We start from the raw sequence: 15,728 nt of genomic DNA on the forward strand, positions 1-15,728 counted from the left end.
CCTGTTTAGTTTTATTGAGGTGGCGAAATCGCTCTTCCGTTTCATAGTGCGCTCACCCCCGGCAGGAGTGCACCGACATGGCCAGAATTCAGGGAAGAGTTCAACAAACGACTCCCCAAACTTTCCTCCCCTTAGTTGTCGATCTCGACGGCACGTTATTGCAGTCCGACTTGTTGATGGAAACCGCGATGACATTCGTTCGAAGTCATCCGCTACAAATCTATAAACTGTTTGGATGGTTGTTAAAGGGTAAAGCGGCGCTTAAAGAAGGTTTGGCGCTCAATACCCAGATTGACGTAACGGTATTGCCCTACGACCCGCAAGTGATCGAGCTGATCGAAACCGAGCGGGCTGCCGGGCGGATGATCGTCCTGGCCACTGCCAGCCACGACAGCCTGGCAAAACGCATCGCCGAACACTTGCAGTTGTTCGATCTGGTGGTTGCCTCCAATGCCGACCGCAACCTGTCAGCTCACACCAAGCGTGACCTGTTAGTTGGCCATTACGGTCAGAACGGTTTCGATTACCTCGGCAACTCCATGGACGATCTGCCCATCTGGGATGCAGCCCGCGAAGCCATCGTGGTCAATCCTTTATCGGGGGTGGAGAAAAAAGCCAAGGCGCAAGGCAACGTCAAAAACGTCATCCATTCCAATACCTCAAGCCTGCGCGACTGGCGCAAAGCGTTGCGTATGCACCAGTGGATGAAGAACGCGCTGATCTTTGTTCCCCTGCTCGCGGCGCATCAGTTTGGCAGAGCAGACCTTCTTCTGAACGGCGTACTGGCCTTTCTGTTCTTCGGCCTTTGCGCCTCCAGCGTTTACGTGCTCAATGACCTGCTGGACCTGGCTGACGACCGTCATCATCAGAGCAAACGCAAGCGCCCGTTCGCCAGCGGCAAGCTGTCGATCAAGTCCGGGTTGATCATTGTTCCCGTGTTGTTGATCGGCGCATTTGTCGGGTCCGGCCTGCTATTGCCCTGGCAGTTCTCGGCCGTCCTGGCAGCCTATTACGGGTTGACCCTGGCCTACTCGCTGAGCCTGAAGCGGCAGATGGTGCTGGACGTGATCGTCCTGGCGATGCTCTACACCGCCCGCATCCTCGCCGGCGCTGCCGCCTTCAGCCTGCCCCTGACCTTCTGGATCCTGGCTTTCTCGATGTTCATGTTCCTCAGCCTCGCGCTGGTCAAGCGCTATGCCGAGTTGCGCGAAGCCCGGGCCAAGGACCTGATGGACAAGGCGCGGGGCCGCGGTTACTACCCCGGTGACCTGGACATGATCGCCGCACTGGGTGCGTCCTCCGGCCATCTGGCAGTAATGGTTCTGGCGCTCTACATCCACGAAGGCTCAACGGTCGCGATGTACGGCCACCCCCATGTGATCTGGCTGACCTGCCCGTTGCTGCTGTTCTGGATCACCCGGGTCTGGATGCTCACCCATCGCGGCCTGATGAACGATGACCCGGTGGTGTTTGCGATTCGCGACCGCATGAGTCAGGTGATCGGCGCCCTCTTCGTCCTTGTGTTCTGGATTGCCGCATGACTGAACCCTTGTATTCCTGGGGCCGCTACCCGCAAACGGCGCAACACGGACATGCCTGCCCATGGATCGACGGCCTCACTGACCACATGCGCAACGTCATTGAACGGCACCAGACCAGCCTGCCTTACGGTAACGGGCGCAGCTATGGTGACAGTTGCCTGGCAGCCAGTGATCAAGTGCTGCACATGCGCGCGCTGGACCGGTTCATTCGTGCCGACTGGAACACCGGCACAATCCGCGTGGAAGCAGGCGTCACCCTGGCCGAGATCCTCGCTGCGGCAATCCCTAATGGCTGGTTTTTGCCCGTGACGCCAGGCACTCAGTTCGCCACGGTTGGCGGTGCCATCGCCAATGACGTGCACGGCAAGAACCATCATCTGCGTGGCACCTTCGGCAACCACGTCTTGCGCTTCGGTCTGCTGCGCCACGGCGAGACGGCGCGAATATGTTCGCCGGTGGAAAATACCGAACTGTTCGCCGCCAGTATTGGCGGTCTGGGACTAACCGGCGTGATCAACTGGGCCGACCTGCAACTGATGCGCATACGGTCCAGCCAGATCGACAGCACGGTGGTGCGCTTTGCCAACCTGGCCGAATTTTTCAGCCTTAGCGCCGAACTGGATCACCAACACGAATACAGCGTGGCGTGGGTCGACTGCCTGGCCAAAGGTGCCGATACCGGCCGAGGCGTGTTCATTGTCGGTGATCATGCGCACTACGGCTCGCTTGAGGTCGAGCGCGGCAGCCGCCTGAAAATGCCCCTGACACCGCCCGTATCGCTGATCAATAACGTGTCGCTTCGGGCGTTCAACTCGCTTTACTGGCGTGCGCATCCAGGCAAGCGCACCGCAAAACGCAGCGCCTATGAGCCATTCTTTTACCCGCTGGATCGCATCCTGCACTGGAACCGCATTTACGGCCGCCAGGGTTTTCAGCAGTACCAATGCGTGATTCCCGACACCAGCGCCGAAGCCGCGATGGCCGAGCTGCTCGGGGCTATCGCTGAATCAGGTCAGGGGTCTTTTCTCGCAGTGCTCAAGCGCTGCGGCGATATCTCCTCGCCCGGCCTGCTGTCGTTTCCCCTGCCCGGCACCTCGCTGGCGCTGGACTTCCCCAACAGCAGTGATTTGCAGCACGTCCTGTTCCCGCGTCTGGACGCCATTGTCCGGGCCGCGGGCGGTCGCCTTTATCCGGCCAAGGACGCGCATATGAGCGGCAGTGATTTCCGCCAGGCCTACCCCGCCTGGGAGCAACTGGAAGCACTGCGCGATCCCTCCCTGATGTCGCGCTTCTGGAAACGAGTGATTTTATGAAACGAGGCTTCTTATGAAACGAGTGTTGATCATCGGCGCTACCTCGGCCATCGCCACCGCCTGCGCGCGACTGTGGGCCAGTGAAGGCAGCGAGTTCTTTCTGGTGGCACGTAACGGCGACAAGCTGGAACAGACCGCCGCCGACCTCAAGGGTCGTGGCGCCAGAGCGATCAGCCTGCACGAGATGGACGCGACGGATATCGCGGCCCATCCAGCGATGTTGCACAGTTGTTTGCTGGCGCTGGGGCAAATTGATGTCGCATTGATCGCCCACGGCACCCTGCCCGATCAAAAGGTCTGCGAGCAGGATGTCCGTGTCGCGTTGCAGGAGTTCGCCAATAACGGTACCTCGGTCATCGCCTTGCTGACCTTGCTGGCCAATCAGTTCGAAACCCAGCGATGCGGCAGTCTGGCCGTCATCTCGTCGGTCGCAGGTGATCGCGGCCGGCCTTCCAATTACCTGTACGGTTCGGCCAAGGCAGCCGTGTCCACGTTCAGCGAAGGTTTGCAGGCCCGCCTGTTCAAGGTCGGCGTGCACGTCTTGACCATCAAGCCGGGATTTGTCGATACGCCCATGACCCAGGGCCTGTCGCTGCCCGCAGCACTCCTGGCGCAGCCGCAACAGGTGGCGGAGCGCATCGTCTCCGGGATCGCCCGCAAGGCACCGACCCTTTATACGCCAGGCTTCTGGGCACTGATCATGTTGGTCATTCGCTCGATCCCGCAGCCGTTGTTCAAGAGGCTGAACCTGTGAACGAAGCGCTGTTGCTCTCGGGCTGGCGTTATCGCGCGGTGGTGCTTTCGGTGGTGTTTTCCGCGCTGGGTTACCTGGGGTTTTCCCTGTGGGGCGGCTGGGAAGCGGTCAGCAAGGCGGTGGGCGAAATGGGTTTGATCGGCATTGCCATCGCGTTGCTGATGTCCGTCGCCAACTATGGCCTGCGCTTTTTGCGCTGGCAGACCTACCTGAACGTACTCGGCCATCCTGTTCCGTGGCGGCCCAGCCTGAAAATTTATCTGGCAGGCTTTGCCCTGACGACCACACCGGGCAAAGCCGGTGAAGCGCTGCGCGGCGTATTGCTCAAACGTTGGGGCGTGCCCTGGCCGCAAAGCTTCGCGGCTTTTTTCAGTGAGCGTTTGTCGGACCTGTTTGCGGTGGTGCTGCTGACCCTGTTTGGTCTGTCGCTGTACCCGGACTCACGCCCCATGATTGTGGTGGGAATGGTGCTCGTGGGGATCGGCTTGCTGGTGCTTTCCCAGCGTCGTCTGCTGGAAAGAATCGCTGCCGCGATCCCCGCGGGAGGCGGAAAACTGCTCGGTCTTGGTCGCCATCTGCTCGACGTGCTGCTGGCGGCGCAGCGCTGCCATCGCCTGGACCTGCTGCTTGGCGTGACGTCCATTAGCGTCGTGGCCTGGAGCGCTGAAGCGCTGGCGTTTCACTGGATCCTCAACTGGATGGGTGCCGACATCGAGCTGACCTTCGCGGTGTTCGTTTATGCACTGGCCATGCTCGCCGGGGCGATCAGTTTCATGCCCGGCGGACTGGGCGGTGCCGAAGCAGTGATGGTCGGCCTGCTGGTCTGGAAAGGCATGTCCAGCGCAGACGCGATTGCCGCCACCGTGCTGATCCGCCTCGCGACCTTATGGTTTGCCGTAGCTATTGGTGCCGTGATGCTGCTGCAGCTAAAGGAGGCCAATGCGCAGGACCGCACCTCAATCGAACAACCAACCCCGGATTAGCAGAGGAGCTACTCGATGGTTCAGGGAAGTCAACGTCAGTCTTCGAATGCAGTTGCGTTGTTATTGCTCTGTGGGGCTATAGCTGCCAGTTTTTTTGCCTCAAGCGGTCCGATCCAGTGGATGGACAACGGCGTATTTCTCGCCGAAGCTTCTCAGGGGCATTACTTCAGCCAGTCCCTCGGACCGCTGGATCATCCGTTCTACCAGTTCATCAACACCCTGGTATTCGATCTGTTCGGGCCTCACGTGCTGAGCCTGCTCAACTCCATTCTGCTGCTGCCGCTGGCGTGGATCATTTACTCGCTGGCAATGAATGTGGGTGCCAGTCAGCGTCAGGCCCTATTGGCAGCCACAGCAACCATTCTGACCCACGGGGTTTTCTGGGTATCGACCAAGGCTGAGGTCTACATCCTCCATTCGCTGTTCGTGTTGCTGGCCTATCAGGTTCATCTGAATCAGAAGTCACGGTTTGGTGACCTCGGCAAATTGCTGATCATCGGCCTGCTGACCGGCCTCGGCGCGGCTGTCCATCAACTGACTTTCGTGGTTCTGCTGCCCCTCTACTTGCAGTTGCTCTATCAGCACAAGCTGCGCACCTGGGTAACCATTCCGGGTTTCATCCTCGGTTTTTCAGTAGCGTTCCCGGCGATTACCCACGACCTGCAATCGGGCATGAGCCTGATCGACATTGCCCATCGCTACCTGACGGGCTCTTCAGTACGTGCGCAAACGCCCAACTGGGAAGGCAGCCTGTTCCGCTTCGATGACATGTGGCACGAAAAGAATTCGGTGTTCATTCTGCTGTTATCGCTGATAGGCCCTCAGTTGCTGGGGCTGATTCTGTTTCCCAGGGACAACCACCTGCGTCTGCTGTGGTGTGCAGCAGCGCTGAATCTTGTTTTCGCCGTGTCTTACAACGTCACCGATCGTTTCACGTTTTTTCTGCCTGGCGTAGCGCTGCTGTGCATCCTTGGCGTGATAAGGCTAAGCCACCTGCTGTCGACCGATTGCAGTCGGCAACCGGCGCTGCACCTCTCAGTGCTCAGCTCGCCGTTCGCTATTTTGCTGGTTTACTCGCTGTACGCGACGGGCATTATCCGTTTGCCGGTGCACAGTGAATCGCTCCCGTTCCGTGACGACATCCACTACTTCATGGCGCCCTATCTGCCGGATCGTTCGGCTGAACAGTTCGTTGGCGCGTATGAAAAGACTGCCCCGCAGGGTGCCCTGATCATCGCCGACTGGACCCCCATGGGCGCCCTTCGCTCGGCTCAGGCCAGCGGCGCATTGCAAGGCCGTACGCTGGAAATGTGTGAGGAAGTGAAGGACATCAATGTGTTCCTCACGGGCCACGGCGCATTCCTCACCCGAATGAGCTACTGCGCAATGATCGGTGAGCGCTTCCTGCTGGAAGATGCTGTGGTGGGGTATGCGTTGCAGAGTCGGTGAATATATTAAGTTGGAATGCGATTTTTCATGTGGGAGATTCTATGTTTGCTTGCAATCCCGTAGGACCGGCTTTAGCCGGGAGAGCGGTATTTCTGAAGAAGAATATGTAGTGAATGTCCCAAAGCCCTCCCGGCTAAAGCCGGTCCTACGGAATAGCGCGATCGCCTGTGGGAGCGGTGCTTGCCCGCGAAGAACGATAACGCGGTATGCCTGATACACCGCGATAAGGCTGGATGCGGTCCATGTGAGAATTGCGGTGCTCCTATCGCGGGCAAGCACCGCTCCCACAGGGGAAAGCATTCCATTTTCTGGATCGCGACCATCAAGGCTGCCAGAGCGTCTTGGCACCATCGAGCTTGCGATCCAGGAAGCTCGCCGCGCTGATCAATGCCAGGTGGCTCAAAGCCTGCGGGGTGTTACCCAGATGGTGCCCATGGGTGTCGAACTCTTCGGCGTAGAGTCCCACAGGATTGGCATAGCGCAGCAGTTGCTCAAACTCAAGATGCGCCTGTTCCACACGCCCGGCGCGGGCCAGGCATTCCACGTACCAGAACGAGCACGCGGTAAATGCACCCTCTTCACCCGCCAACCCGTCGTCATGGTCATCGTCGTTGCGATAGCGATAAACCATGCCGTCGCGCACCAGTGTGGCTTCAATAGCATCGAGGGTCGCCAGCCAACGCGGATCGCTGGCCCCGACGAAACGCACCAATGGCATCAGCAACATCGATGCATCCAGGTTGCGGCTGCCTTTGTGTTGCACGAAATGACCGAGGTCGGCGTTCCAGAAGTTATTCCAGATGTCGTCATGAATGGCTTGACGCTCCTTGTCCCAGCGATCGAACGGCGCAGGCAGGGAACGCTTGAACGCCAGACGCAAGGCGCGATCCAGTGCAACCCAGCACATCAATCGGGAATGCAGAAAATGCTGATCGTCACCGCGCATTTCCCAGATCCCGACATCCTTGTCGCGCCAGTGCTCGCAGACATAATCCACCTGCCGGGTCGCATGTTTCCACCCTTCGTAAGAGATCGCTTCGCCATATTTATTGGCCAGGTACACGGCATCCATCAGCTCGCCGTAGATGTCCAACTGAGTCTGTTTGTACGCCTCGTTGCCGATACGTACCGGCAACGCGCCGCCATAGCCCGTGAAATGATCAAGATGCTCTTCAGGCAATTCTTCTCGGCCGTCGAGGCTGTAAAGGATGCCGAGTTTGTTCGACTCCTCGACACAGTCCCCCAGACGACCGCGGACCCAGCGCATGAAGTCGTTGGCTTCATCGGTGTGCCCCACCCGCATGAAGGCGTACACCGTGAAAGAGGCATCACGAATCCAGCTGTAGCGATAATCCCAGTTGCGCTCGCCGCCCGGCGTTTCCGGCAGGCCATACGTCGCCGCAGCCACAATGCCGCCGTGCTTGCGCGAGGTGAGCAGCTTGAGGGCCAGCGCCGAGCGGTTGACCATTTCCTGCCAACGACCGCGGTAAGACGACTGATTACTCCAGCGCCGCCAGAACGCCAGGGTGTCGGTGAAATATTGCTGGCATTGCCCGGCGCTGACCTGAGGATCGTCAATACCGCCGAGAATGAACTCAACGAACTCGCCTTTCTTCAGGGTGAACTCGGCAGTGGCTGCCTGCTCATTGATTTGCATCGGCACATTCGCTGACAGGCGCATGCCCGGCTGATCGGAAGCCTCGAAACAGACGTCTTTGCCATCCAGCTTCGCCAGCGTTTCGGCGCGGCTGTAATCCATTCGTACCCGGCACTGCATGCGAATGGTCGCCGCACCAAAGCGCAGCTCGACGCGGCGTACAACGCGCGGCAAGTCATCGACATTGTCGCCAATCGGCATCAGATCAGTGACTTCCACCACCGCGTCTTCATCGATCCAGCGCGTCTGCAGCACGTTGGTCTCGGGCAGGTAAATCTGCTGACGACGCGCATTGGGAAGATCCGGTGCCAGCTTGAAGATACCGGCTTTGTTGGTGTCCAACAGCGCACTGAAGATCGACGGGCTGTCGAAATCCGGCCAACAACAAAAGTCGATGCTACCCGTATCGGCCACCAATGCGGCGCTACGCATGTCACCGATAATCCCGTGGTTCTCAATTGCGTTTTGCGGTTCTTCCGGGAAGTCAGCCATTGTCTCGAAACTCCGGATACAGGCTCATGCCGCCGTCGATAAACAAGGTGGTGCCATGCACGTAGTCGGACAGGTCCGAAGCGAGCCACACCACTCCGTTGGCTACGTCTTCGGCTTCACCGACCCGGCCATAGGGGATGAGTTTCAGAAGTTTCTCTTCCTTGTCGCCCGCCATGGCGTCTTTGTTGATTGCGGTGCGAATCGCACCGGGTGCAATGCTGTTGACGCGGATGCGTTGCTCCCCCACTTCCTGAGCAATGCTGCGCATCAGCAGATCGACGCCACCTTTGGAAGCTGCGTAATTGGCGTGGCCTGCCCAGGGAATCAACTGGTGCACCGAGCTCATGTGAATGATCTTGCCCATGGCGCGGGACACGTCGGGGCGCATGCCTTGCTTGATGAACTGTCGCAGCGCGGCCCGTGCGCAGAGGAATTGTCCGGTGAGGTTGACGTCGATGACTTTGTTCCAGTCTGCGAGGGTCATGTCGACGATAGACGCATCTTTTTGCAGCCCGGAATTGGCCAGCAAAATGTCGAGGCGGCCGAAGTGTTCGATGGTTTGGGCGAACAGGCGCTCGACGTCGTCTTCCTTCGATACGTCAGCGCCAATGGCGATGGCTTTGCCACCTGCGGCGATGATTTGTTCCGCAAGTTTTTCAGCGGGTTCTGCCTGGGAGTTGTAGTTGACGACGACTGCCGCCCCTGCTGCTGCCAGTGCTTTGGCAGCTCCTGCGCCGAGGCCGGAACTGGCTCCGGTGACCAACGCGACTTGGTGTTCCAGTGAAATATGCATGGATTCGAGCCCTCTTGATCAGCATGTAAAGCTGACCGGTGGGGCTTCGTTGAAGTTCAGTGCGGGAATTGTGTACATATCCGTTATCGCGGTTATGGCTGATATTGGTTGCGCCCTTACGGCGCCTCACTTTTGTGAAGCGCAAAAGTAAGCAAAACGCTCTTGCCCCACCACTCGGCACCTCGCTGTCGCTCGGTGTACCCGCCCGCAGATCCTGAACCGTGGGCCGCCGCAATGGGCCATCCATGGCCCGGTGCGGCTAACCCGGCGTCCTGCCGGGTTGCCCACGGTTCAGAATCTGGGTGCGGCCAGCGTGGTTTAACGGGGCGCCACAGATCAAAATCAACAGCGCGGCGGCCTGACAGCCGACCTGTTTGTGTGGATTGCCGGGCACCTGTAGGAGCTGCCGAAGGCTGCGATGCGGTGTGTCAGATGTCGAATGCGTTGGTTGTGGTGACGTCTCGCGAACAAGTTCGCTCCTACCGGTCCGAGGCGATACCCCCCGTTCTCGCTCTGCTTTTGATCTGCTCTGCTTTTGATTTTGATCTTAAGCGCCCCGTTAAACCACGCTGGCCGAACGCAGATTCTGAACCGTGGGTAACCCGGCAAGGATGCCGGGTTAGCCGCATTGGGCCATGGATGGCCCGTTGCGGCGGCCCACGGTTCAGGATCTGCGGGCGGGTACACCGAGCACCAGCGAGGTGCCGAGTGGTGGGGTAAAGGCCTTTTGGTTACTTTTGGGCCCCAAAAGTGACGCGCTGTAAAAGCGCAACCAATATCAGCAGCAACCGCAATAACGGATATAAACCCAAACCCAACAAGCAGCTTGAGCGTTACAACCTGTAACTGATAGCTTGACCCCACAACGCTAAAAGCCCTCCCGGATCGCCAGCCCAATGAATCGAAACGAACTGCGCAAGGCCGACATCAACCTGATGGTGGTTTTCGAAACCTTGATGCAAGAGCGCAACGTCACTCGCGCGGCCGAAAAACTCTTCCTCGGTCAACCAACGATCAGCGCTGCCCTCAACCGGTTGCGGGCGCTGTTCAATGATCCGCTGTTCATACGCGTCGGCCATCGCATGGAACCCACCGCCAGAGCACAAGAGATCATCCACCACCTGTCGCCCGCGCTGGACGCCATGTCCGTGGCCCTGAGCCTGACCCGCGAGTTTGACCCGGCAAGCAGCGACATGACCTTTCGCATCGGCCTTTCGGATGACGTCGAATACAGCCTGATGCCCGCCTTGCTACGTGCGATTCGTGAAGAAGCACCCGGCGTTGTACTCGTCATCAAACAGGTCAACTACTGGAATATCTCGGAATTGCTCATGTCCGGCGAAGTGACCGTTGGCGTGTGCCTGACGCGAGAGCTGCCGGCCAATGCCAAACGCAAACTGCTGCGCTCGATACAGCCGATGGTGGTACGTGCCGACCAGTCGGCAACGCCCATGACGCTGGACGAGTACTGCTCACGCCCGCATGTGGTGGTGTCGCATGTGGCCAATATCAGCAGCTTCGCGGATGAATGGCTCGATGCTATTGGCCGCAAGCGGCATGCCGTGCTGTCCGTTCCGCAATACAGCACGTTACCCGCGCTGATGGCAGGCACCGATTTGCTGTGCAATCTTCCGGATCATCTGACTCAGGCAATGATCAATACCGGCAGGCTGTATGGCGAACCCCTGCCCTTCATCACGCCTAATCTGGAGCTGTCCATGACCTGGTTGAGCGTCATGGACACCGACCCGGCTGAGCGCTGGCTGCGCAATCGACTGGAAGAATTCATGGGAGACCGCGACAGGGTCTCCCCGATTCTCTGAGAAGGGAAAATCAGCCGAAACGGCCGGTGATGTAGTCTTCAGTCTGGCTTTTCGAAGGCTTGGTGAAGATGGTATCGGTGTCGCCGTGCTCGATCAGTTCACCCATGAACATGAACGCGGTGTAGTCCGAGCAACGTGCCGCCTGCTGCATGTTGTGGGTCACGATGATGACCGTGAACTGCTCTTTGAGTTCAGTAATCAGCTGCTCGATACGGCCAGTGGAAATCGGGTCGAGGGCTGAAGTCGGCTCATCGAGCAACAACACTTGCGGACGAAGCGCGATGGTGCGGGCGATGCACAGACGCTGCTGCTGACCACCGGACAACCCGGTGGCGCTCTTGTTGAGTTTGTCTTTGACTTCATCCCACAACGCCGCGCCACGCAGTGCCTCTTCTACGCGATCTTCCATTTCACGACGCGACAGCTTTTCGTGGTGTTTGATGGCGTAGGAGATGTTGTCGTAGATCGACATCGGGAACGGCACAGGCTTCTGGAACACCATGCCCACGTGGCTGCGCAGGCGGTTCATCGAGTAGCCCGGTGCCAGAATGTTCTCGCCGTTGAGCAGCACTTCACCTTTCGCTTCCTGCTTCGGGTACATCGCGTAGATACGGTTGAACACGCGCAGCAGGGTCGACTTGCCGCAACCCGACGGACCAATGATCGCGGTAATGCGCTTTTCCGGGATGATCATGTCGATGGATTTCAGCGACTTCTGTTCGTTGTAGAAAAACTCCAGACCACGAACTTGAATCTTGGTTTTTTCATTGGCAAGGGAAAGGTTATTCATCAAGACGCCCTATTGCGCAAAAGAATTAAGCGGGAAGCGAGGCTGAGGACCAGCACGAAGAGTGTCATGACCAGAGCGCCAGCCCAGGCCAGAGAGTGCCAATCGTCAAATGGGCTCATGGCGTACTGGAACACCACGACCGGTACGCTGGCCATCGGCTTGAGCAGGTCGCTGCTCCAGAACTGGTTGCCAAATGCGGTGAACAACAGCGGAGCGGTTTCCCCGGTGATACGGGCCAGCGCCAGCAGGACGCCTGTTACCACACCGGCCTTGGCGGCACGCAGTACGATCTGCAGGGTCAGTTTCCATTGCGGCACACCCAGGGCCAGCGCGGCTTCGCGCATGGTTGATGGCTGCAGTTGAAGCATTTCATCAGTGGTGCGAACCACCACAGGGATCACCAACAACGCCAGGGCCAGCGCACCGGCAATCGCCGAGAAGCCCACTTTGTGATCGGTCCACTCATTGAGTGGCAGGATCACCGCGGTGTACACAAACAGACCCAGGACGATCGAAGGTGCTGACAGCAGAATGTCGTTGACGAAGCGCACCGCGTTGCCCAGTTTCGAGTAACGGGCGAATTCAGCCAGCCACACGCCAGCCATCAGGCCAATCGGCGTACCGATCAACAGGCCGATACCGGACATCAGCACGCTGCCGTAAAAGGCGTTCGCCAGACCGCCTTCAACACCTGGCGGTGGCGTCATGCCGCTGAACAGTCGCAGGTTCAAGGCATCCACACCGTTGATGATGGTGGTCAGCAGGATCCACACCAGCCACAACAGGCCGAAGGCCGTCGCAGCGCAACTGAGAACCATGGCAGCCTTGTTCTTGAGGTCGCGAACCCGATACAGGCTCTCGTTGCCAGTCACATCCTTACTCATAACCCCTCCTTGCGGGACAGACGCGACAGCATGATGCGGGCCAGGGCCAGCACGATGAAGGTCACTACGAACAGCAGGAAGCCCAGGGCAATCAGCGACGAGCGATGCAGGTCGGTGTATGCCTCGTTGAACTCGTTGGCGATCACCGAAGCAATCGAACTGCTTGGCATCATCAGCGACGCCGAGAACTGGTGGGAGTTACCCAACACGAACGTCACTGCCATGGTTTCACCCAGTGCGCGACCGAGCCCGAGGAAGATGCCGCCGACTACCGCGGAACGGGTGTAGGGCAGAACGATGTCCCAGACCACTTCCCAGGTAGTGCCGCCCAACGCGTACGCGGACTCTTTAAGGGTGGTAGGTACACTTTTGAAGACTTCGACCATGACCGAGGTAATGAACGGCGTGATCATGATCGCCAGCACGATGCCGGCGGTGAGCATGCCGATACCCAATGGCGGCCCTTGGAACATCGGGCCGATAAAGGGCAGTTCGCCCAGGTTCTCATTGATCCACGGTGCGATATGTTCAGCCATGTAAGGACCGAATACGAACAGGCCCCACATGCCGTAGATGATCGAAGGAATACCCGCCAGCAGTTCGATAGCCGAAGAGATCGGCAGGCGCAACCAGGGCGGCGCTACTTCAGTCAGGAAAATCGCGATGCCGAAGCTCACCGGAACGGCGATCAGCAAAGCCAGAAAGGAGGTCACCAAAGTACCGTAGATCGGCACCAGTGCGCCAAACTTGCCATCGACCACGTTCCACTCGGTGCTGGTCAGAAAGCCAAAACCGAACGTCTGGAATGCAAGGCTGCCGCCCCACAAGGTCGAAAGTGCGATACAGCCGAGCAATGCCAGAACCAGCATTGCAGCACCGCCCATGGTGCGCTTGAACCAGCGATCATGACGCTGATCGCGAGCCGCTCGGCGCTCACCCTCGGAGACGGAAGCAGGGATCGCAGCGGACAAATATTGGGTGTTTTCAGTCATCTTGGGTCCACTCGCAAAGAAACCCTGTCATCGCTTCACGATGACAGGGGTGAGCCGGAGAAACGTCGAATTACTTGGTGAACTCGGTTTTCCAGTAGTCCTCAACCTTGGTGACCAAGGCTTTCGGCAGTGCTACGTAGGACAGGTCTTCAGCTTGTTTCTGACCGTTTTCCAGGGACCACTTGAAGAAGTCAAAAGCAGCAGCGCTTTGCTCTGCGTTCTTGGCCTTCTTGTACATGATGATCCAGGTCGTCGCGGTGATCGGCCAAGCGGTTTCACCCGGGGCGTTGGTCATGATCAGGTTGAAGTCTTTAACGCTGTTCCAGTCAGCAGTGTCAGCTGCGGCAGCGAAGGCTTTGGCGTCTGGCTTGATGAACTTGCCAGCGGCATTCTTCAACTGGGTGTAAGACAGTTTGTTGGTTTCAGCGTAGGAGTGCTCAACGTAGCCGATCGAACCTTTGATCTGCTTCACGTAGGCCGAAACGCCTTCGCTACCCTTGCCACCTACACCGGCTGGCCATTGAACGGTCGAACCGAACTTCAGCTTCTCGTTCCACTCCGGGCTGACTTTGCTCAGGTAGTTGGTGAAGTTGTAAGAAGTACCCGAACCGTCCGAACGGTGAACAACGGTGATGGCCTGGTCTTTCAGCTTGTCTTTCAGCTCAGGGTTCAAGGCAACGATGGCTGGATCGTTCCACTTCTTGATTTCACCCATGAAGATTTTGGCCAGTACCGGGCCGTCCAGTTTCAGCTGGCCTGGCTCGATGCCTTCAACGTTGATGATTGGCACGATACCGCCGATCACGCTCGGGAATTGACCCAAGCCGCCTTTCTCAAGGTCTTCGGCAGACAGAGGAGCATCGGATGCGCCGAAGTCAACGGTCGCGGCCTTGATTTGAGCGATACCGCCGCCGGAACCGATCGACTGGTAGTTGATGCGGTTGTCGGCAGACTTACTGTAATTCTGCGACCACGCGGAGATAACCGGGAAGACGAAACTCGAACCAGCGCCTGTTACGTCTACCGCATGAGCCATACCACTCAGGCACATCGAAGCGAGCAGAACCGACAAGCGTTTTTTAGTCAGCAGAATCACGGCGATACCTCAACAAGGGAAATTTGGTGGCCCGTCCATGGGAAGGCCCGATGCGGATTTAATCCTCTGAATGTTGCGGTTTCATGACAATCAGTCGAGTTGTGTCATCCAAAGACCTTTTATGTAGGTTTTGGCTTACAAGAAAAACCCTAAGAAAGGGGGGTTCGCGCAATAAAATCGAGGGCTCAAGGGTTTTCAAGGCATGCCCGCCCCGCTACTAGCTCTACGCCACTATTCTTACATCTGAGGTGCGCTACGCCATTGGTCGGGTCTTTCGGCACCTATTTACCTACCCCATGCACCAATGGAAGTAACCCCCTAACAACAATGGAGATGCATCTCATGAACAAGTCCAGATTGACGGCCCTGGCACTGGCCAGCCTTATGACAGTGGCGACCGGCGCGGCCATGGCTGGCTCCACGGGCCCGACCAATCCCGTGGATGGCTCGGCCAAGACCCCGCCTCCCGTCATGAAGAAAAACACCGACGGCAGCTCATCCGGCGCTGAAGGCACGACCCCTGGCACCAAAGGCATGGACCCTGAACCGCAGAAAGGCGGCGCTGAAGGCGGCGGGATGAAGAATGACCAGGGTATGGGCGGCAGTGGTGGCGGCAGTGGCGGTGGCGAAGGTGGGTCGAGCGGCAGTAAGTGATCCGGCTTACGCAAATGTCTGTTTAGGCATAACCCGTTACGTGAATTGAAATGCCTTTTCTACAGGTGTGTAGAAGATCCATCGTCGTCCAGACACCGCGCTGTCGCGCAGCAAACGAAGGGGCCGTAATTGGATGGACTCGCCCAAGCCGAGGCGTCAGTAGCGCCACGGTGGCATTCTTAAGAAGCCAACGACAGCGAGGGCGAGTCCATGAAAAAGCATACGATCAAAAGTAACGCCTTGTCTTCAGCCGATGTGTCGGCTTAATCTTGCCAAAAACGTGTTCCAGATAGCCGGAGAAGACGCCCTTGGTCAGGTCATTTACGAAGAGCGAATCAAGTCACGCGAAGCCTTTGTAGCCTTTTTACAAAAACTGCCGGCAAGCGTGACGGTGCTGATGGAAACCGGCCCTGGCGCACAGGCTTGGGCGCAGCTGCTGCAAGCTCAGGGCAATCAGGCGCGAATTTTACCGGCGCAACATGTCGCCAATCATCGCAGCGGCGCCAA

13 protein-coding genes and 1 pseudogene are annotated in these 15,728 nt (G+C 58.2%); 8 read left to right on the top strand and 6 right to left on the bottom strand.

Annotated features, from left to right (window positions below; genetic code table 11):
• Nucleotides 1–77: 77 nt before the first annotated feature.
• The 5 genes from AO242_RS19210 to AO242_RS19230 are packed head-to-tail and all read left to right on the top strand — an operon-like array spanning nucleotide 78 to nucleotide 6,040.
• A complete protein-coding gene (locus AO242_RS19210; RefSeq protein ID WP_099269973.1) occupies nucleotides 78–1,541 on the top strand; it encodes a UbiA family prenyltransferase in 1,464 nt (487 codons plus the stop codon).
• Nucleotides 1,538–2,854 (top strand): FAD-binding oxidoreductase, encoded by a 1,317-nt coding sequence (locus AO242_RS19215; protein WP_099269974.1) that lies wholly within the window; start codon nucleotides 1,538–1,540, stop codon nucleotides 2,852–2,854. Before AO242_RS19210 ends, AO242_RS19215 begins: the two co-directional genes overlap by 4 nt.
• A gap of 13 nt (nucleotides 2,855–2,867) precedes the next feature.
• Complete coding sequence (locus AO242_RS19220) at nucleotides 2,868–3,608, top strand: SDR family oxidoreductase (protein ID WP_099269975.1); 741 nt, start codon at nucleotides 2,868–2,870, stop codon at nucleotides 3,606–3,608.
• Complete coding sequence (locus tag AO242_RS19225) at nucleotides 3,605–4,591, top strand: lysylphosphatidylglycerol synthase transmembrane domain-containing protein (protein WP_099269976.1); 987 nt, start codon at nucleotides 3,605–3,607, stop codon at nucleotides 4,589–4,591. Before AO242_RS19220 ends, AO242_RS19225 begins: the two co-directional genes overlap by 4 nt.
• Nucleotides 4,592–4,606: 15 nt before the next feature.
• Nucleotides 4,607–6,040 (top strand): glycosyltransferase family 39 protein, encoded by a 1,434-nt coding sequence (locus AO242_RS19230; RefSeq protein ID WP_099269977.1) that lies wholly within the window; start codon nucleotides 4,607–4,609, stop codon nucleotides 6,038–6,040.
• Nucleotides 6,041–6,362: 322 nt separating this feature from the next.
• On the opposite strand, the gene AO242_RS19235 is transcribed toward AO242_RS19230, so the two are convergent.
• The gene (locus AO242_RS19235; protein ID WP_099269978.1) at nucleotides 6,363–8,189 is read right to left on the bottom strand and encodes a glycoside hydrolase family 15 protein; all 1,827 of its coding nucleotides are present in this window, start codon (nucleotides 8,187–8,189) and stop codon (nucleotides 6,363–6,365) included.
• The gene (locus tag AO242_RS19240) at nucleotides 8,182–8,982 is read right to left on the bottom strand and encodes a glucose 1-dehydrogenase (RefSeq protein WP_099269979.1); all 801 of its coding nucleotides are present in this window, start codon (nucleotides 8,980–8,982) and stop codon (nucleotides 8,182–8,184) included. The genes AO242_RS19235 and AO242_RS19240 overlap by 8 nt, the downstream gene beginning before the upstream one ends.
• An 896-nt stretch (nucleotides 8,983–9,878) precedes the next feature.
• Between AO242_RS19240 and AO242_RS19250 the strand changes: the two genes are divergently transcribed.
• Nucleotides 9,879–10,805 (top strand): LysR substrate-binding domain-containing protein, encoded by a 927-nt coding sequence (locus tag AO242_RS19250; protein WP_027900521.1) that lies wholly within the window; start codon nucleotides 9,879–9,881, stop codon nucleotides 10,803–10,805.
• Nucleotides 10,806–10,815: 10 nt separating this feature from the next.
• Here AO242_RS19250 and pstB read toward each other — a convergent pair whose 3' ends face one another.
• From pstB to pstS, 4 genes are all read right to left on the bottom strand, one after another.
• On the bottom strand, nucleotides 10,816–11,595 hold the full coding sequence (gene pstB, locus AO242_RS19255; protein WP_027900520.1) for a phosphate ABC transporter ATP-binding protein PstB: 780 nt from the start codon (nucleotides 11,593–11,595) through the stop codon (nucleotides 10,816–10,818).
• Nucleotides 11,595–12,479: a phosphate ABC transporter permease PstA gene (pstA, locus tag AO242_RS19260; RefSeq protein WP_027900519.1), complete on the bottom strand. Its 885-nt coding sequence runs from the start codon at nucleotides 12,477–12,479 to the stop codon at nucleotides 11,595–11,597. Before pstA ends, pstB begins: the two co-directional genes overlap by 1 nt.
• On the bottom strand, nucleotides 12,476–13,471 hold the full coding sequence (gene pstC / locus AO242_RS19265; protein WP_099269980.1) for a phosphate ABC transporter permease subunit PstC: 996 nt from the start codon (nucleotides 13,469–13,471) through the stop codon (nucleotides 12,476–12,478). Before pstC ends, pstA begins: the two co-directional genes overlap by 4 nt.
• Nucleotides 13,472–13,541: 70 nt before the next feature.
• Nucleotides 13,542–14,567, bottom strand: coding sequence for a phosphate ABC transporter substrate-binding protein PstS (pstS, locus tag AO242_RS19270; RefSeq protein ID WP_099269981.1), 1,026 nt, complete (start codon nucleotides 14,565–14,567; stop codon nucleotides 13,542–13,544).
• Between the two features lie 342 nt (nucleotides 14,568–14,909).
• On the opposite strand from pstS, the gene AO242_RS19275 reads away from it, so the two are divergent.
• Together AO242_RS19275 and AO242_RS19280 are read left to right on the top strand one after the other, a co-directional pair.
• The gene (locus AO242_RS19275) at nucleotides 14,910–15,221 is read left to right on the top strand and encodes a hypothetical protein (protein ID WP_099269982.1); all 312 of its coding nucleotides are present in this window, start codon (nucleotides 14,910–14,912) and stop codon (nucleotides 15,219–15,221) included.
• A 253-nt stretch (nucleotides 15,222–15,474) separates the two neighbouring features.
• Nucleotides 15,475–15,728, top strand: a pseudogene (locus AO242_RS19280) (IS110 family transposase); the annotation flags it as partial.

It is taken from the genome of Pseudomonas sp. ICMP 561, from assembly GCF_002699985.1.
GTDB lineage: Bacteria > Pseudomonadota > Gammaproteobacteria > Pseudomonadales > Pseudomonadaceae > Aquipseudomonas > Aquipseudomonas quasicaspiana.